16 protein-coding genes are annotated in these 17806 nt (G+C 69.0%); all 16 read right to left on the bottom strand.

Annotated features, from left to right (window positions below; all coding sequences use genetic code 11):
* Window positions 1-17: 17 nt before the first annotated feature.
* The gene (locus HD599_RS05765) at window positions 18-1649 is read right to left on the bottom strand and encodes an ABC transporter substrate-binding protein (RefSeq protein ID WP_184234534.1); all 1632 of its coding nucleotides are present in this window, start codon (window positions 1647-1649) and stop codon (window positions 18-20) included.
* A 56-nt stretch (window positions 1650-1705) separates the two neighbouring features.
* Window positions 1706-2860 carry an LLM class flavin-dependent oxidoreductase gene (locus HD599_RS05760; protein ID WP_184234531.1) on the bottom strand — a complete coding sequence of 385 codons (1155 nt, stop codon included), beginning with the start codon at window positions 2858-2860 and terminating at the stop codon, window positions 1706-1708.
* 161 nt (window positions 2861-3021) lie between these two features.
* Complete coding sequence (gene fgd, locus HD599_RS05755; protein WP_184234528.1) at window positions 3022-4041, bottom strand: glucose-6-phosphate dehydrogenase (coenzyme-F420); 1020 nt, start codon at window positions 4039-4041, stop codon at window positions 3022-3024.
* Window positions 4042-4071: 30 nt separating this feature from the next.
* Window positions 4072-4947 carry a diaminopimelate epimerase gene (dapF, locus tag HD599_RS05750; RefSeq protein ID WP_184234525.1) on the bottom strand — a complete coding sequence of 292 codons (876 nt, stop codon included), beginning with the start codon at window positions 4945-4947 and terminating at the stop codon, window positions 4072-4074.
* The gene (miaA, locus tag HD599_RS05745) at window positions 4944-5876 is read right to left on the bottom strand and encodes a tRNA (adenosine(37)-N6)-dimethylallyltransferase MiaA (protein ID WP_184234522.1); all 933 of its coding nucleotides are present in this window, start codon (window positions 5874-5876) and stop codon (window positions 4944-4946) included. Before miaA ends, dapF begins: the two co-directional genes overlap by 4 nt.
* Window positions 5863-7497 (bottom strand): tRNA (N6-isopentenyl adenosine(37)-C2)-methylthiotransferase MiaB, encoded by a 1635-nt coding sequence (gene miaB / locus HD599_RS05740; protein WP_184234518.1) that lies wholly within the window; start codon window positions 7495-7497, stop codon window positions 5863-5865. The genes miaA and miaB overlap by 14 nt, the downstream gene beginning before the upstream one ends.
* 86 nt (window positions 7498-7583) lie before the next feature.
* Entirely contained in the window at window positions 7584-8426 is an 843-nt protein-coding gene (locus tag HD599_RS18300) for a regulatory protein RecX (RefSeq protein WP_343061905.1), read from the bottom strand.
* Between the two features lie 2 nt (window positions 8427-8428).
* Complete coding sequence (gene recA / locus HD599_RS05730) at window positions 8429-9646, bottom strand: recombinase RecA (RefSeq protein WP_184234515.1); 1218 nt, start codon at window positions 9644-9646, stop codon at window positions 8429-8431.
* Between the two features lie 309 nt (window positions 9647-9955).
* The gene (locus HD599_RS05725) at window positions 9956-10180 is read right to left on the bottom strand and encodes a DUF3046 domain-containing protein (RefSeq protein ID WP_184234512.1); all 225 of its coding nucleotides are present in this window, start codon (window positions 10178-10180) and stop codon (window positions 9956-9958) included.
* Window positions 10181-10335: 155 nt separating this feature from the next.
* A complete protein-coding gene (locus HD599_RS05720; RefSeq protein WP_184234509.1) occupies window positions 10336-10653 on the bottom strand; it encodes a helix-turn-helix domain-containing protein in 318 nt (105 codons plus the stop codon).
* Window positions 10654-10797: 144 nt separating this feature from the next.
* Window positions 10798-11286 carry a CinA family protein gene (locus HD599_RS05715; protein WP_184234506.1) on the bottom strand — a complete coding sequence of 163 codons (489 nt, stop codon included), beginning with the start codon at window positions 11284-11286 and terminating at the stop codon, window positions 10798-10800.
* The gene (gene pgsA / locus HD599_RS05710) at window positions 11273-11872 is read right to left on the bottom strand and encodes a CDP-diacylglycerol--glycerol-3-phosphate 3-phosphatidyltransferase (RefSeq protein ID WP_184240362.1); all 600 of its coding nucleotides are present in this window, start codon (window positions 11870-11872) and stop codon (window positions 11273-11275) included. The genes HD599_RS05715 and pgsA overlap by 14 nt, the downstream gene beginning before the upstream one ends.
* Before the next feature lie 57 nt (window positions 11873-11929).
* On the bottom strand, window positions 11930-14725 hold the full coding sequence (locus HD599_RS05705) for an FtsK/SpoIIIE family DNA translocase (RefSeq protein WP_184234503.1): 2796 nt from the start codon (window positions 14723-14725) through the stop codon (window positions 11930-11932).
* 62 nt (window positions 14726-14787) lie between these two features.
* Window positions 14788-16137, bottom strand: coding sequence for an ABC transporter permease (locus HD599_RS05700; protein ID WP_343061904.1), 1350 nt, complete (start codon window positions 16135-16137; stop codon window positions 14788-14790).
* Window positions 16134-16859 carry an ABC transporter ATP-binding protein gene (locus tag HD599_RS05695; RefSeq protein ID WP_184234500.1) on the bottom strand — a complete coding sequence of 242 codons (726 nt, stop codon included), beginning with the start codon at window positions 16857-16859 and terminating at the stop codon, window positions 16134-16136. Before HD599_RS05695 ends, HD599_RS05700 begins: the two co-directional genes overlap by 4 nt.
* Entirely contained in the window at window positions 16856-17785 is a 930-nt protein-coding gene (locus tag HD599_RS05690; protein ID WP_184234497.1) for an efflux RND transporter periplasmic adaptor subunit, read from the bottom strand. Before HD599_RS05690 ends, HD599_RS05695 begins: the two co-directional genes overlap by 4 nt.
* Between the last annotated feature and the right edge of the window lie 21 nt (window positions 17786-17806).

The raw sequence follows: 17806 nt of genomic DNA, 5'->3' as shown, positions 1-17806 counted from the left end.
ACTCCCCTACTGACTGGCTACTTCGTGGTCCACAGGTCGTACGAGCTCGCGGGCGAGTTGAGCTGCGGCTCGAACGAGATGCCGTGCACGAGATCGGTCGAGGCGACCGTGTAGACCGGGTGGTAGAGCGGGATATAGCGGGCGTCGTCGACGACCGTCTGCTGGATCTCGTCGAACGCCGCCTTGCGCTCGGAGGCGACCGAGGTCTGGCGGCTCTGCGCGATCAGCTCGTCGAGGGACGCCGCCGTGTCCTTGGCGTAGAGGAAGCCCTCGCTGCCGAACAGGCTGCGGAACAGGATCGACGGGTCGGAGGTCGGCAGCGTGTTCGGGTAGACCGTCCAGCTCGACGTCGCGAGCTCGTCCGTGAACTGGGCCGACGAGATGCTCTGCACGTCGAGGTCGAGTCCGATGTTCTCCTTGACCTGGGCCTGGATCGCCTGGAGCAGCACGTCGCGCTGGTCGCGGATGTACGGCTCCGGGTAGCCCACGACGATCGTCAGGCGCTCGCCGTCCTTCGTGCGGTAGCCGTCGCCGTCGCGCTCGGTCCAGCCGGCCTCGTCGAGCAGGTCGTTCGCGCCGTCGACGTCATTGCCCCACGAACCCTCGAGGGACTCGTCGTAGAACGGGCTGTCCGGGCCGATGCTCGAGAACGCGCGCTGCACGGTACCGAGGTACTGGTTCTCGACGAGGGCGTCGAGGTCGAAGCCGTCGCGCAGAGCCTGGCGCACGCGCGCGTCGTCGGCCGGGGCGATGCGGGTGTTGACGTTGAGGCTGAACGCGGTGCCGGTCGAGGGGCCGGTCTCGTAGACGTAGCCGGGCTGGTCCTGGAACAGCGTGGTATCGGTGACCTGCACGCCCTCGATGATGTCGACCTGGTTGGAACTCAGAGCGCCGGTGCGCACCGTCGCCTCGGGCAGGAAACGGTAGGTCACCGAGTCGAGGTAGGCGCGGCCGGTGTGGGCCGCGTACCCGGGCGCCGAGTCGTAGTCCTCGTTCGCCGTGAAGGTGATCTCCTGGCCGGCCTGGTAGTCGGAGAGGATGAACGGGCCGGTGCCGACGAGGTCGGACGTCGCGGCGCAGAGGTCGTTGTCGGGCAGCGCGAGCGAGGCGGGCGAGAGGATCGAGGTGGTGATCGAGGCGAGGGTGTCGAGGAATGCGGCATCCGGCGTCTTGAGGGTCAGTTCGATCGTGTTCGCGTCGATGACGGTGGCACCGCTGAAGTTGGTGAGGCCGGTTCCCGCCGCCGTGGCGTTGGCCGGGTCGGCGACGAAGTCGAGGTTGGTCTTGACCGCCTCGGCGTCGAAGACCGTGCCGTCGGTGAACTCGACTCCCTCGCGCAGGTGGAGGTCGTAGGTGAGGCCGTCCTCGCTGATGTCCCAGGAGTCGGCGAGCCACGGCGTGTACTCGCCGTCGCTGTCCTTGCCGACGAGCGACTCCGCGAAGTTGCGGATGATCGGGAACGAGTTCTGCTGGCCCGAGCGCTGCGGGTTGTAGCAGACGGGCTCGACGCTGACGCCCCAGGTGAGGCTGCCGCCAGTGACGGGTTCGGCGTTGTCGTCGGTGGTCGCGGCGGGGCCGGAGGCGCAGGCACTGAGCGCGAGCGCCGCGGCGGCCGCGATGGCCGGGAGGGCGAGACGGTGGTGCTTCATGGGGATCCTTTGCTGTGATCGGGTGGGCTGTGATCGTGTGGTCGGTGGTGGGCTGGTCAGTGGCGGGAGAGGCCGCGGCGGCGCAGCTCGGGGATGATCCCCTCGCCGACCCAGCGCGATTCCTCGAGATTGGGAAAGCCGGAGAGGATGAAGTCGGTGACGCCGAGGGCGGCGAACTCCTCGAACCGGTCGGCGATGGCCGCGTAGCCGCCGACGAAGCCGAGCGCGGGTCCGCCGGCGAGCAGGCCGAAGCCGCCCCACAGGTTGCGGGCGATTCGCAGGCTCTGCGGGTCGCGGTGGTCGGCGTGCTCGAGCAGCGCCTGGCCGCGCTGCTGTCCGACGGACTGGCGGCCGAGCAACAACGGGCGGGTCGCGGCGAGGCGCTGGTCGTCGAGGCCGGCGAGGTGGTCTTCGGCCGCGGCGAAGGCCTCGTCGTCGGTCTCGCGGGCGAGCACCCAGGAGCGCACGCCGAAGCGCGGTTCGCGGCCGAACGCGGCGGCGGCCGATCTCACGCGGTCGATCTTCTCGGCGAGCTGGTCGAGAGGCTCGAGCCAGGAGAGGTAGACGTCGGCGTGGGCGCCGGCGACGGGCAGCGCCTGGTCGGAGGAGCCGCCGAACCAGACCTCCGGGGCGACGGCGGGAGCGGGACGACGGGCGCTGGCGATGGTCGCGCCCTCGACCGAGTAGTACTCGCCGACGACGTCGACGGTCTCGCCGGCACCGAGGGCCCGCACGACGGAGAGGAACTCGTCGGTGCGCTTGTACTGCGCCGTCTTATCGCCGGTGTCGCCGTGGCGGCGGGCCTCGGCGCCAGGCTCTCCCGTGACGACGTTGAGCGCGAGCCGGCCGCCCGAGAGGCGCTGGAAACTCGCCGCCTGATGGGCGGTGAGCGCGGGGGTGGTCGTGCGGGGGTGCAGGGCGACGAGGAACCGCAGCGTGCTCGTGCGGGCGACGAGGGCGGATGCCACGACCCACGGGTCTTCGCAGTAGGAGCCGGTCGGTACCAGCACCGACTCGAAGCCGGTCTCCTCGAGTCCGAGGGCGACCTGCGAGAGGTAGCTCAGGCTCGGAGCGCGGAATCCGGCGTCGGTCTGCAGCTCGACCGGGACGTGGACGTTCGTGCCGCCGTTCTGGAACGACCGGGACTCGCCGGCCGTCGGCAGATACCAGTGGAGAGCAATGCCCTCGTGACCGCCGCCGTGCGTCGACATACGAACCCCCGAAGTCTGGATCGGGGCGATTCCCCGACGCCTTCGACGCTATTCGGGTCTTTTCCGAGACTGTCTACCCGGCGGTAAGCCGAGGTCACGGTCGGTCATATTGCTTCACATCGTCAAAATCAGTGGCCGCCGACCGCCGATTCGGCTAAGGGTCAACGGGCGCGGAGCCGGGGTGCGAGGTCGCGTTCGAACTGCTCCAGGAACCGGGCCTGATCGTGTCCGGGACCGTGGAAGACCAGATGGTTGAATCCGGCGTCGATGTACTTTCCGATCGCCTCCACCGTCTCCTCCGGGTCCGAACCGACGATCCACCTCTCGGCGACCTGCTCGATCGGCAGCGCGTCGGCGGCCTTCTCCATCTCCGACGGGTCGGTGATGTCGTGCTTCTGCTCCTTCGACAGCGACAACGGAGCCCAGAACCGCGTGTTCTCCAGAGCTTTCTCCGGGTCCGTGTCGTAAGACAGCTTGATCTCGATCATCCGGTCGATCCCGGCCGAGTCCCGCCCCGCCTTCTCCGCCCCGGCTTCGACCGCGGGCAGCAGCTTCTCCGTGTACAGGTCCATTCCCTTGCCCGAGGTGCAGATGAAACCGTCCCCCGCCCGGCCCGCGTACCCGGCGACCAGCGGCCCGCCGGCGGCGATGTAGACGGGGATGCCGCCCTCCGGACGGTCGTAGATGGAGGCGTCGTGCGTGGAGTAGTACTCGCCGTCGAAGTTCACTTTGTCCTCCGACCAGAGAGCACGCATCAGGCTGATGGCCTCCCGGAGGCGGGCGTAGCGTTCCTTGAACTCCGGCCAGTCCTGCTCCCCCGCACCCCGGAACCCGGTCGCGATCTCGTTCAGAGCCTCCCCCGTTCCCACACCGAGCATGATGCGGCCCGGATACAGGCAGCCCAGGGTCGCGAACGCCTGCGCGATCACCGCAGGGTTGTAGCGGAACGTCGGCGTCATCACTGACGTGCCGATCTGCACCGTCGACGTGCGCTCGCCGACCGCTGCCATCCAGGCCAGCGAGAACGGGGCGTGCCCGCCGGTGTGCCGCCACGGCTGGAAATGGTCGGACACCGCGACGGACTCCATGCCGTGCTTCTCCGCCAGCACCGCAATCTCCACCAACTCCCGCGGAGCGAACTGTTCGGCCGAAGCCTTGTAACCGAGTTTCAGGGGAAGCATGGGTATCCGATCTCGTTCGACAAACAGGGATTAGAAGCGCAGTTCGCCCTCGAAGACGAGGTCGGCCGGTCCGCTGAGCGACACGTGCTCGCCGTCCTCGGTCGGGAACATCCGCACGCCGACGGTGCCGCCGGGCACCTCGACCTTCCACTGGTTGGGAGCGCCGGCGCCCGCCCAGTGACGAGTGGCGAGGGCGGCCGCGGCCGCGCCGGTGCCGCAGGACAGGGTCTCGCCGCTGCCCCGCTCGTGCACGCGCATGCGGATGTAGCCGACGCCGTCCTTGATCATCGGGTCGGCGGGCACGACGAACTCGACGTTCGCGCCGTCGAGAGCCTCGGGCTCGAGCTGCGGGATGTAGGAGAGGTCGGCGCTCTCGAGCTCGTCGTAGCTGGCGAGCGCCACCACGACGTGCGGGTTGCCGACGTTGATGCCGAGACCGGGGCGCGCGACCGCGAGGTCCTTCGCGCGGACGAGCGGCTCGCCGCCCTCGAGCGACCAGCGCCCGAGGTCGACCTGGAAACCGCTGAGGTTGCGCTGCACGTCGCGCACGCCGGCGCGCGTACCGATGGCGAGGGTGTCGCCGGGCTCGAGCGTGGCGAGACCGTTCTCGATCAGGTAACGGGCGAAGACGCGGATGCCGTTGCCGCACATCTCCGCGATGCTGCCGTCGGAGTTGCGGTAGTCCATGAACCACTCGGCGGAGTCGTCTTCGGCGAGGGCTTCCGCGCCCTCGGCGATGTGCGTCGACCGCACCGCGCGCAGGACACCGTCGCCGCCCACACCGAAGTGGCGGTCGGCGATGGCCGCGACCTGGGCCGGAGTCAGGTCGATCGCGCCATCCGGGTCGGAGAAGAGCACGAAGTCGTTGCCGGTGCCGTGGCCCTTGGTGAAGTGGAGATTAGTCACGGGTTCAGCTTATCGAGCGCGCTCGACACAAGCTGCGGGTCGTCGTACTCGAGCCAGTTGATCGCCTCGTACCGGCGGAACCAGCCGACCTGCCGCCGCGCGTACTTGCGGGTGAGGACGGCGGTCTGCTCGATCGCCTCGCGCTCGGTGAGCTCGCCGCGCACCTGCGCCGCGGCCTGCGCGTAGCCGATGGCGCGGGCGGCGGTGACTCCGAGGCCGCGCGGCAGCAGCCCCTCGACCTCGGCGACGAGTCCGTCGCGCCACATCTGCTCGACGCGCTCGTCGAGCCTGGCCACGAGTTGCTCGCGCGGGGCGCGCACCCCGAAGATCGTGCTCGGCCGCCACAGCGCCTCGTCGCTCGGCAGTCCGGCGCCGAACGGCTCGCCCGTCATCTCGAACACCTCGAGGGCGCGCACCAGCCGGCGCCCGTTGCTCGGGCCGATGGCGTCGGCCGCGACGGGATCGACCGCGGATAACCGGCGGTGCATCATGCCGGGGCCGCTGGCCACGAGCTCGGCCTCCAACCGCTCCCGGATCACGGGGTCGGTGCCGGGGAACCGGAAGTCGTAGATGACGCTCGAGACGTACAGCCCCGACCCGCCGACGAGGATCGGCACGGCGCCCCGCCCGACGATGCCGTCGATGGCCGCGCGTGCCTCGGCCTGGTAGTCGGCGACACTCGCCTCGTCGCCGACGTCGAGCACGTCGAGCAGGTGATGCGGGATGCCGCGGCGGTCGGCCTGCGGCAGCTTGGCAGTCCCGATGTCCATGCCGCGGTACAGCTGCATGGCGTCCGCGTTGACGATCTCGGTCGCCTGCCCCCGCGCCGCGAGGGCCTCCGCGAGGTCGAGGGACAGGCCGCTCTTTCCGGTGCCGGTGGCGCCGACGACGACGATCAGCGGGCGACCGGCGGGGTCAGCGCTCGCCATCGGTGACGTCGTAGATCGGCACGGTGGAGACCTGCGGGGTCGCCGGTGTCGTGCGGCGAACGGCGGTGAGCGGCAGGGGCGAACCCGGACCGATGCTGCCGGTACCGATGCGCAGACTGGGCAGCCCGAGCGAGACGCGGCCCGGCTCGCTCGCGGCACCGGCGGGCGCGGGGACGCCGCACGACTCGGCCTCGGCGCGGTCCCAGGCGTCGCCCGAGCGGGTGCGGCGGATGATGAGCGATTCGCCGGGTGCGGCATCCGCCACCAGATGGAACGATGCGGCCTCGCTGATGCGCACCGTCACGACGTCGCCGGGGCGCGGGGTCTCGCTGCCGACCGGTACGTCGAAGTGCACGAGGCGGGAGTCCTCGGCGCGGCCGGAGAGGCGGTGGGTCTCGGCGTGCTTCTTTCCGTCGCTCGCGGAGACCAGGACGTTGACGACCTCGCCCACGAGCTTCTGGTTCTCCTCGCGCGAGATGTGGTCCTGCAGCGCGGTAAGGCGCTCGTAGCGCTCCTGCACGACGGCCTTCGGCACCTGGTCGTCCATGGTCGCCGCGGGAGTGCCGGGCCGGATCGAGTACTGGAAGGTGAAGGCGGAGGCGAACCGTGCGGCCTCGACGACGCGCAGGGTCTCCTGGAAGTCCTCTTCGGTTTCGCCGGGGAACCCGACGATGATGTCGGTGCTGATTGCGGCGTTCGGGATGCGGGCGCGCACCCGGTCGAGGATCCCGAGGAACTTCTCCGAGCGGTAGCTGCGCTTCATCGCCTTGAGGATGCGGTCCGACCCGGACTGCAGAGGCATGTGCAGCTGCGGCATCACGGCCGGAGTCTCCGCCATGGCGTGGATCACGTCGTCGGTGAAAGCGGCGGGGTGCGGGCTCGTGAAGCGGATGCGTTCGAGACCCTCGATCTGGCCGGCGGCGCGCAGCAGCTTGCCGAACGCCTGACGGTCTCCGAACTCGACACCGTACGAGTTGACGTTCTGGCCGAGCAGCGTGACCTCGATCGCGCCGTCGTCGACCAGCGCCTGGATCTCGGCGAGCACGTCGCCCGGACGGCGGTCCTTCTCTTTGCCGCGGAGGGCGGGAACGATGCAGAAGGTGCAGGTGTTGTTACAGCCGACGGAGACGGACACCCAGCCGCTGTAGGTGGACTCGCGTCGGGTGGGAAGTGTGGAGGGGAAGACGTCGAGCGACTCGAGGATCTCGATCTGCGCTTCCTCGTTGTGCCGCGCCCGCTCGAGCAGGGTGGGCAGCGAGCCCATGTTGTGGGTGCCGAAGACGACGTCGACCCACGGCGCCTTCTCGAGGATGACGGACTTGTCCTTCTGCGCGAGACAACCGCCGACCGCGATCTGCATCCCCTCGTGCTGCTTCTTGATCGAGGCGAGGATTCCGAGGTTTCCGTACAGCTTGTTGTCGGCGTTCTCGCGCACGGCGCAGGTGTTGATCACGACGATGTCGGCCTGGCCCTCGGACGCCTTCACGTACCCGGCGGCCTCGAGCGATCCGCTCAACCGCTCGGAGTCGTGCACGTTCATCTGGCAGCCGTAGGTGCGCACCTCGTAGGTGCGCACGCGGTCGGCTTCTGGCGCGGGAGAGAAGGGTGCGACGAGGGTCATAGTGGTGTCCAGTGTAGGACTCCGGGGCGGCCGGTTCACCGAAGGGTGACCTCAGCGGCGGGCGCGTCGGCGACGGCCGGTGAGACCTAGCGGAACCGCGGACCGGCGGGCCCGAGAGCCGCCTTCACCGCGGCACCGACGACCGTGCCGGAGTAGCCGCGGCGCTGGAGGAACGCGCTCAGTCGGCGCTCGGCGGTGGTGCGGTCGTACGAGCTGAGCTGCCCGGCGCGCTTGATCGCGACCTCGGTGGCGCGCTCCAGTTCGTCGTCGACGTCGACGCTCTCGAGCGCCTCGTCGATCGCGGCCTGGTCGACCTGGCGGCGGCGGAGTTCGGCGGTGATCGCCGACTTGCCGAGCCCCTTGCGGTCGCGCAGCGTACGCACCAGATCGTCGGCGAGCACGCGGTCGTCGAGGAGTCCGGCGGCCTCGAGCCGCTCGACCTCGGCCGCGACCTCGTCGGGGTCGATCTCGCGGTTCTCGAGCAGGGTCGTCATCTCGGCGCTCGACATTCCCTTGCGCGCGAGGGCGTTGATGCTGGCCTTGCGCACGACGGGCGGCTTGGCCTCCGCCGGATCGGTTCTCTCGAGGGTGTCGGGCTCCTCCACGAACCGCACACCGGAGGTCGCGGCGGGTGCGTCTTTTTTGACGGCAGAGAGGAACCGGCGGGCCTCCGCCAAGGCGGGCGCCTCCGTTTCGACCTCGGGCTCGGAAACCTCGTCGGGCTCGCTCTCGTCGACGGCGCCGGGCTCCAAGTACCACCCGGAGGCGGCGGTGCGACCGTCGGCGGCCGGAGCCGCCAAGTCGGGCAGAGCAGCCAGGTCGGGCGCGCGTTCCGCCGGCGTCTCGTCGACGGTGGGCTGCTCTGCGGGTGCTTCGGGTGCACCGAAGAGATAGCTCACCGTCGCGAGACGGCCGTCGGAACGCTCCACGATTACTCCCCGACTGCCTTCAGCAGTTCGGCGTCGGCGCGGGCGGCGATGTTGTTGGCCGCGTCGCCCTTGGCGGCCGCGGTCTTACCCGCGCCCACCTTGAGTGCCGCACCGGCGGCGGCCTTCGCCTGCTTCTCCGCCGTGGCGGCGAGCTTGGCGGCGTTCGCCTCGGCACGCTCCGCGGCGGCGGCCTTGTCGGCGACATCCTTCGCGGCCTTGCCTTCGGCACCGATGCCGAGCTTGAACATGATCTTCGCCTCGATCTCGGCGGCGACGGCCGGGTTCTCGAGCAGGAACTTGCGCGAGTTGTCCTTGCCCTGGCCGAGCTGGTCGCCGTCGTAGGTGTACCAGGCGCCCGACTTGCGCACGATCTCGTGCTCGACGCCGAAGTCGATCAGGCTGCTCTCGCGCGAGATACCGACGCCGTAGAGGATGTCGAACTCGGCCTGCTTGAACGGCGGTGCCATCTTGTTCTTGACGACTTTGACGCGCGTGCGGTTGCCGTAGGCCTCCGTGCCGTCCTTCAGGGTCTCGATGCGGCGGATGTCGAGGCGCACCGACGCGTAGAACTTGAGCGCCTTACCTCCGGCGGTGGTCTCGGGGCTGCCGAAGAAGACACCGATCTTCTCGCGCAGCTGGTTGATGAAGATCATCGTGGTGTTGGTCTGGCTGAGGCCACCGGTGAGCTTGCGCAGTGCCTGCGACATGAGGCGGGCCTGGAGGCCGACGTGCGAGTCGCCCATGTCGCCTTCGATCTCGGCGCGCGGAACAAGAGCGGCTACGGAGTCGATGACGACGAGGTCGATGGACCCCGAGCGCACGAGCATGTCGGCGATCTCGAGGGCCTGCTCGCCGGTGTCGGGCTGCGAGACGAGGAGCGCGTCGATGTCGACACCGAGCTTCTGCGCGTACTCCGGGTCGAGGGCGTGCTCCGCGTCGATGAACGCCGCGATGCCGCCGGCGCGCTGCGCGTTGGCGATGGCGTGGAGGGTCAGCGTGGTCTTACCCGACGACTCCGGTCCGTAGATCTCGACGATGCGGCCGCGGGGAAGTCCGCCGATACCGAGCGCGACGTCGAGGGCGATCGACCCGGTGGGGATCACGGCGACGGGTGCGCGCTCGTCACTCCCGAGACGCATAACGGAACCCTTGCCGAACTGGCGGTCGATCTGGGCGAGGGCGGTGTCGAGTGCCTTTTCGCGGTCTGCTGCTGATGCCATTGTGTGTCTCCTCGGAGTGATGTCGGCGGTGGGCCGATCGGTTGCTGCCCATAGGCTGTCGTGTCGCTGAGGACCGGTGATGCAAGGTCCGCAGCCTCCCGACAAAGGCTGGTTTCAGTTGATCTCACCGTAGGCGTGGGGTACGACATTGCGTCGTACCGGCTCGCGACCGGTGGATAACCTGACCCGATGAGGGGCTATGAAGGAGTCTACTCAGATACGAACGAGTGTTCGAATGATTCTTCCCCGCGTGTCGAACACTGCGACGAACGACAGGCGAACAGAGAGCGGGCGGGATGACGCCGGACGCTAGTTGCGCGGCTCGCGCAGCCCCACGCCGTAGCGGCGTTCGAGGGGCACATCGCTCGCGTCGCAGAGCGCATTCCAGATCTCGCGCGGCGCGACGCCGGCCTTGATCGCCTGGTCCGCCGTGAGTCCGCCGACGGCGCCGAGCACCAGGTCGCGGGTGAGGACGCGCCCGTAGGCGTCGCCGAACTCGTCGGTCACCGCTATCCGGAATTCGCTCAGTCGCACTGCACAACCCTAACCGCCGCGCGGCCGTGACGTCGGCCGCGTGCAGTGTCCCCGGCCGGGGCGGACGCCCGCGGCATCCATCGGTCGAATAGTTAAACGACGAACGCCCCGGCGGAAGACCGGGGCGTTCGTGGAGTCAGGGAAGGAGGGGGTGCTTAGCGCGACACCAGGTTCGCGTCGAACTCTGCGACGAGTTCATCCGGGAGCGTGTCCGGGATGGTCGTCGTGAGGGAAACTCCCTCGATGATCGCGAGGCGATCACCGACTTCGCGCATGATGACCGAGATGGGCGTCTCGAGAGCTTCGGCGACCGAGGCAAGGATCTCGGAGCTTGCCTCCTTCTGACCTCTCTCGACCTCGCTCAGGTATCCGAGCGCGACACTCGCCTTGCTCGCGACCTGGCGAAGGGTGCGCCCCTTCTGCAAACGGAAGTCGCGGAGCACGTCACCGATTTCTTGACGAACTAGAACCATTGGACCCCTCCTCTAAGACTTGTTGCCCTGACCCACAAAGTGTTGGAGCAGTAACACTACAACCGCTTCTACGTGATTACTCTAACCAGAGCATTCTGTATGGCGCTTGTTAATCCGTTATCTGTAACGAGATAGAAACGCCGTCTATTCCCGGCGCATCAGCTCGCGTAGCAGTACCAGTGATTCGGAGACGACGGCCTTTCGGATGGTGGCCCTGTCGCCCGAGAGTTCGAGGGGGTAGCTGCGCACGTCGTCGCCCATCGCGATGCCGACGAAAACGGTGCCGACCGGCTGTCCGTCCTGAGGTGCGGGGCCGGCGACGCCGGTGGTCGAAATGCCGATGTCGGCGGGACGGCCGTCGACGGCGAGGGCGAGGCGCACGCCGGTCGCCATCTGCCGGGCGACCTCGGGGTGCACCGCTCCGTGCTCGCGCAGCAGGTCGGCGTCGACGCCGAGCACGCTGTGCTTGATCGCGGTGTTGTACGCCACCACTCCCCCGGTGACGACCGCGGAGGCGCCCGGTGTGCCGATGAACTCGGCGACGAGCAGGCCGCCGGTGAGCGACTCGGCCACGGCGACGGTGAGGCCGCGCTCGGCGAGGAGGGCGATGAGCCCTGTGTCAGCGGGCGGCATTCCGGTTGGCCTTGATCGCCTGGTAGACGTAGTCGAGTCCGCTGTAGACCGTGAGCACGAAGGCGACGGCCATCGCGGCCCAGTTGATCCAGAGAACCCAGTCGCCGAGCAGCGACGCGAATGGCACGAGGAAGAGCGAGATAGCGATGGCCTGCATGAGCGTCTTGAGCTTGCCGCCCTTGGAGGCCGGGATGACGACCGTGCTGACCACGACGAGCCGGTAGACAGTGATGCCGAGCTCGCGCACGAGGATGACGATGGTGACCCACCACCACAGTTCGCCGAGGATCGACAGCACGACGAGGGCGCTCAGCGTGAGCACCTTGTCGGCGATCGGGTCGAGCAGCACGCCGAGGTCGGTGACGAGGTTGTTGCGGCGGGCGAGGTAGCCGTCGATGCCGTCGGTGGCGATCGCGACGATGAACAGGATGGCGGCGATCCAGCGCACCGCGCCCATCTCGCCGTTGTCGAGCAGCAGGAGCCACACGAACACCGGCGCGAGCAGGATGCGCACGACCGTGATGATGTTGGCGATGTTGCCGTTGCTGGCGGGGCCGTCGCCGGCGCGGAAGACCCGGCCGCTCATCGTCGACTTTCGCGGGGCGTGCGGAGTGGTGCCGTTCACCGGTTCAGTCGACACGCGTTACTCCCGGTCAGTCAGGTTCCAGGCGTCTTCGTCCGACGGCGCCTCGACCTCATCGTAACCGTCGAAACTCTCTTCGACGAGATCGCGACGTAGCAGGCTGTCGGGGGCGAGGGTCGCCGCCGGAGTGGCCGGTGCCGCGGCGGGCACGTCGCCGCCCCGCAGGCGGGCCAGGACGGCCGGCAGCTGTTCCACCGTGACGAGCACGTCGCGGGCCTTGGAACCCTCGGACGGTCCGACGATCTCGCGGCTCTCGAGCAGGTCCATCAGGCGTCCGGCCTTGGCGAAGCCGACGCGCAGCTTGCGCTGCAGCATCGACGTCGACCCGAACTGGGTGCTGACGATGAGCTCGGTCGCGGCGAGGAGCAGTTCGAGGTCGTCGCCGATGTCGGCGTCGACCACCTTCTTCTCGACGGTGACCGCGACGTCTTCGCGGTAGTCGGGCTGGGCCTGCGCGATGACGTGCTGCACGACGTCGGCAATCTCGCTCTCCTGCACCCAGGCGCCCTGCACGCGGATGGCCTTGGAGGTTCCCATCGGCAAGAAGAGCGCGTCGCCCTGTCCGATGAGCTTGTCGGCGCCCGGCTGGTCGAGGATGACGCGGGAGTCGGTCATGCTCGACACCGCGAACGCGAGCCGCGACGGCACGTTGGCCTTGATCAGACCCGTGACGACGTCGACCGAGGGACGCTGCGTGGCGAGCACGAGGTGGATGCCGGACGCACGGGCGAGCTGCGTGATGCGCACGATCGAGTCTTCGACGTCGCGCGGGGCGACCATCATCAGGTCGGCGAGCTCGTCGACCACGACCAGGAGGTACGGGTAGGGCGAGAGCTTGCGCTCGCTGCCCACCGGCAGCACGATCTCGTCGGCGATGACCGCCTTGTTGAAGTCGTCGATGTGCCGGAAACCGAAGCTGGCGAGGTCGTCGTACCTCATGTCCATCTCTTTCACGACCCAGGCCAGCGCTTCGGCGGCCTTCTTCGGGTTCGTGATGATGGGCGTGATGAGGTGGGGCACCCCGGCGTAGATCGAGAGCTCGACCCGCTTGGGGTCGATGAGCACCATGCGCACCTCGGCCGGCGTCGACCGCATGAGCACCGAGGTGATCATCGAGTTGACGAAGCTCGACTTACCCGAACCGGTGGAACCGGCCACGAGCAGGTGGGGCATCTTGGCGAGGTTCGCGACGACGAAGCCGCCCTCGACGTCTTTTCCGAGCCCGATGGTCATCGGGTGCGTGCTCTTGCTCGCGGCACCCGAGGTGAGCACGTCGCCGAGCGACACGATCTCCCTGTCTTTGTTCGGGATCTCGACGCCGATCGCGCTCTTGCCCGGGATCGGCGAGAGGATGTTGACCTCGTTGCTCGCGACCGCGTAGCTGATGTTCTTGGCCAGCGCGGTGACGCGCTCGACCTTGACGCCGGGTCCAAGTTCGAGCTCGTAGCGGGTGACCGAGGGGCCGCGGCTGAACCCGGTGACCGCGGCATCCACCTGGAACTGGCGCAGCACCTCCGTGATCGAGGCGACCACCTCGTCGTTGGCCGCACTGCGCGACTTGGGCGGGGTGCCGGGGGTGAGCATGGATGCCGCGGGCAGCCGGTACGGACCGGAGGACGGGCGCGCCTGAGGCGTGCGCAGTGGAGGCGAATCTTCGCCCTCGAACTCGCCCGCGTGCCCCTTCTCGCTCGTCTTGACCGGGAAACCGGGGAGCGGCACGACGGGGCCGTCTTCGCGCAGTCCGATCTCGCGCACGTTGGCGACGCCGGTCTCAACCTCGCCGGTGAAGCGCTTGACGGCGTCTTCGGCGCGCACGAGCTCCTCGAGCAGCTCGATGCCGAACTCGCCCTTGTCGTTCGGGGTGGCGCGGTCGATGATCTCGGTCTGATCCTTACCCACGACCGGAGAATCGAACGCCTGGTCTTCGCGGGCCTCGGCCTTGTTGCGGCGCCACCACGGGACCGTGGTCGGGTCTTCTTCTTCGGCGCGGTAGTCGTTGTCGACCCCGAGGTCGTCGAGGGAGCCGAGCTCCTTCGCTGGCTTCTCGGGGGCGGCCGGCTTGGCCTCGCGCTCGGCCAGCTCGGCGCCGAACAGGTACGAGTAGAGCTCGCGCATGCGATCGCCCACGCGGTTCGGCGGGGTCTTGGTAATGATGAAGAGCGAGAGCGCGAGCAGCACGACGACCACCGGCACCGCCACCCACTCGGTGGCGAGCAGCAACGGCGCGGCGAGCAGCCAGCCGAGCACTCCGCCCGCGGCGGCGATCTCGGTGGAGACGAGCGGCCAGCCGGGCTGCCCGCCGAAGATGTGGCAGAGCGCGCTGATCGAGGTCAGCAACAGGGTGAGGCCGATGCCGATGCGGCCGTTGTCGTGCACGCTCGCCGGGTGTCGGAACAGCCAGACCGCGAACACCAGCATGATGACGGGCAGGGCGAAGGCGACGCGGCCGAAGAGCCCGCCGAACGTGTAGGCGTCGAGCGCGATCGCTACGGGGTCGAGCGGGTTGAACCACTCGATGACCGCACCGACGACGGCGAGCACGAAGAGGAAGAAGGGGAAGCCGTCGCGGCGTTCGTCTTTGGCGAGGGTCTCTTTGCCGAGCACGCGGGCGGCACCGCCGACGACGTGGGCGAGGCCGAGCCACGCCTTGGTCAGGAGTCCGGGCTCGTCGCTCTTCGGCACGACTTTGGAAGCGGGGAGCTTCTTGGTCGGCGCGTTCTTCGAACCGGATGCTGCGGGTCGCGCCCGCGACGTCGTCGTGCGCGCACGCGAAGTCGGTTTGGTACTCGTAGCCATGCGTTCACGGTACCGCCGACGACCGTCATCCAAGTGTTAGCGCGGGCGCGTGTTGTGGGGGCCTAGTACCGGATCGCGTCGATGACCTTCACCCGCACGGCGACGAGGGCCGGCAGCAGGCCCGCGAGGGCGCCGACTCCGGCCGACGCCGCGAGGCCGATGATGGCCGCCTCGATCGGGAACGCGGGCAGGTCTTCCACACCCTGGCCGACCTGTTCGCGCACCCAGGGATTCTGCACGATGAGGATGGCGAGCGTGACACCGACGACGCCCGCCGCGAGGGTCGCGACGACGCTCTCCATCATCACGGCGAAGAACACGCGCCCGGCTGTCGCCCCGAAACTGCGCCGGATACCGATCTCGCGCACCCGCTGCCGCACAGTGACGAGCGAGATGTTCACGAGCCCGAGGGCGCCGAGGAACAGCACGAGCACTGCCACTCCCCCGATGACGAGTTTGAACGGCAGCAGCGGGTCGCCGGTCTCGTAGCTGAGGTAGTCGTTCCGGTAGGCCTGGGCGGTGTAGCCCTCCCCGAGGGCGCCCTGGACATCGCGCTGCAGCAGCGGGGTCAGCTCGTCGGAGATCTCCGGCGGCACCCACAGCTCGTAGTTGACCGAGCCGCCCATCTCCGGGTCCAGGGTGCCGACCCGCTCGAACGCGGAGAACAGGATCATCATGCGCGGGTAGTCGTCGTAGGGCTGAACAGGCAGCACGCCGGTGACCACGGCGGTGGTGGTGCCGTCGCCGAGCAGGTCGACGGTGGGGTGCGTGCGCAGGTCGGGCGAGCCGAGGCGCTGCCAGAAGTTCTCGTTGACGATCACCGCGGGAGCGAGGCGCTCCTCGTCGGCGTCGGTGAACCACGAACCGTTGTCGATGGTGAGGCGGTGCATCGTGGCGAACGGCACGTCGACGGCTTGAGCCTGCACGTCCTGCACGCCGTCGACGAACTGCACGCGCAGGTTCGAGTAGGCGACGCGGCTGACGTAGTCGACCGAGTACCGTTCGGCGGTACTGCCGAACGCCGCGGTCATCTCCTCGGTCGTCGGGGTCGCGCCGGTCTGTTCGTTGTAGGCGCTGACGCTGATGAGGGCGGGACGGCCGCTCTGGCGCTCGCTGGTCTCGGTGAGCGCCTGCTGGGCGATCGCGCCGACCCCGACGACGGCCGTGATCGCCGTCACGGCGACGGCGACCCCGATGAGGCTGAGCAGCACCCGCGTCTTGTGAATACGGAGCTCGGCCCAGGCCTCGACGACGGCCCCGACCAGTCCCGAGAACCAGCTGCCGCGCGGCATCCGGTCTCGGGGGTGTCCGACCCGGGGTTCCGTGATGCGGGGTTCCTTGACCCGCGACCGCTTGACGACGCGGGTCTCGCGCTGGGCGACCTCGGTGCCGGGGCTCTCGTTCTCGCTCACAGGGTCACCTCCGGGCTGGAGAGTGCGAGCACGCGGTTGACGTCGACCTCGCTGAGCACGCCGCGGTCGAGCCGGTAGTGCCGGCGGGCGAGGGCCGCGACGTTGGCGTCGTGGGTGATGGTGATGAGGGCGGCGCCCGACTGTTCGGCGACCTCGTCGAGCAGCGCCATGACGGATGCCCCGGTGTCGATGTCGAGGGCGCCCGTCGGTTCGTCGGCCAGGATGAGCCGTGGCCCGCGTACGAGAGCGCGGGCGATGGCCACGCGCTGCTGCTCGCCGCCGGAGAGCTGCTCCGGCATCGAGTTCAACCGCTCGCCGAGGCCCATCCGCTCGAGCATCGTGGTGGCGATCTGCCGACGCTTCCAGAACTGGCTGCCGGTCGCGTAGAGCAGCGGGGTGATCACATTTTCGAGGGCTGTGCGCCCGCCGAGCAGGTTGAACTGCTGGAAGATGAAGCCGATGTCGCTGCCGCGCTTGCGGTCACGGGCACCGGAGCCGTAGGAGCGCAGGGGCACGTCGTCGAAGTAGATGCTGCCGCTGGTCGGGTTGTCGAGCATGCCGAGCAGGTTCAGCAGGGTCGATTTGCCCGAACCGGACCGGCCGACGATGCTGACGTGGTCGCCGACCGACACCTCGAGGTCGACGCCCTTGAGGATCTCGAGCGGCGGAGCGTCGGGGAGTTCGACCGACCGGGTGACGCCCTCGAGCCTCAACAGGCTCATCGACCGACCATGGCGCCGCCGCCACCCTCGCAGTACTCCGACCCGTCGGGCTGCACGGTGCAGCCGGGAGCGGTGGCGCCGGGGACGAACTGCAGGATCATGTCGTTCTCGGCGAGCCCGCTGAGTACTTCGACGTTGACGCCGTCGTTCAGACCGAGCGTCACGGGACGCACCTCGGTCTCGCCGTTCTCGAGCACGAAGTAGACGTTGCCGGTGCCGGCTGTACCTTCGACCGCGGTGATCGGCACGACGAGCACGTTCTCGGCGGTTCCTCCGCCGATCACGAGGTCGGCGGAGAGCCCGGCGAACACGGTGACCTCGGGCGGCACGTTGCAGTGCACGGTGGGGCCGCTGTCGGCCGTGGCGCCGTCTTCCGGCGTCGCCCCGGCGAGCGGGCTGGTGATGGTCAGGCCGGTGCAGGCGAACGGGGCGGGCCCGCCGGCGATCGTCACCTGCGCCTCGGTCGGCTGGTTCAGCAGCCGGTAGAGCTGCTCGGCGGGGAGTGTGCCGGTAATGCCGAAGGTGGGCGGTGCGACCTGGCCGACCGCGTCGCCGACGGCGAATACCTGGCCGACGAGCGCCGGCAGGCTGGAGAGCGTTCCGGCCGCGGGCGACACGACCGTCTCGGTCTTGGTGATCATGGCGGTGCCGTCGGCGTTCGGGGTCTCGGCGCGCAGGGTGAGGATCGGCGTCCCGGCGGCCACGGCCTGGCCGGGCGTCACGAGGAGCTTGCGCACCTCGCCCGCGAGAGTGGCCTTGATCGGAACGGCGGCGTCGGCGGCGACGGTGCCGGTGAGGGTCACGTTGTTCTCGACGGTACCGAGCGTCACGGCGGTCTGCGGTTCGACGATCTGCCCGGTCGGGAACGCGGGATCCGCGGTTTCAGCCGACGTATCGGCGAAGAACGCCACCTTCACGAGTGCCACGGCGATCGCCGCGAAAATGAG

The organism is Conyzicola lurida, assembly GCF_014204935.1.
Classification (GTDB): Bacteria; Actinomycetota; Actinomycetes; order Actinomycetales; family Microbacteriaceae; genus Conyzicola; species Conyzicola lurida.
The sequence above is the reverse complement of the archived record's forward strand: the minus strand, read 5'-3'. Positions and strand labels throughout refer to the sequence as shown.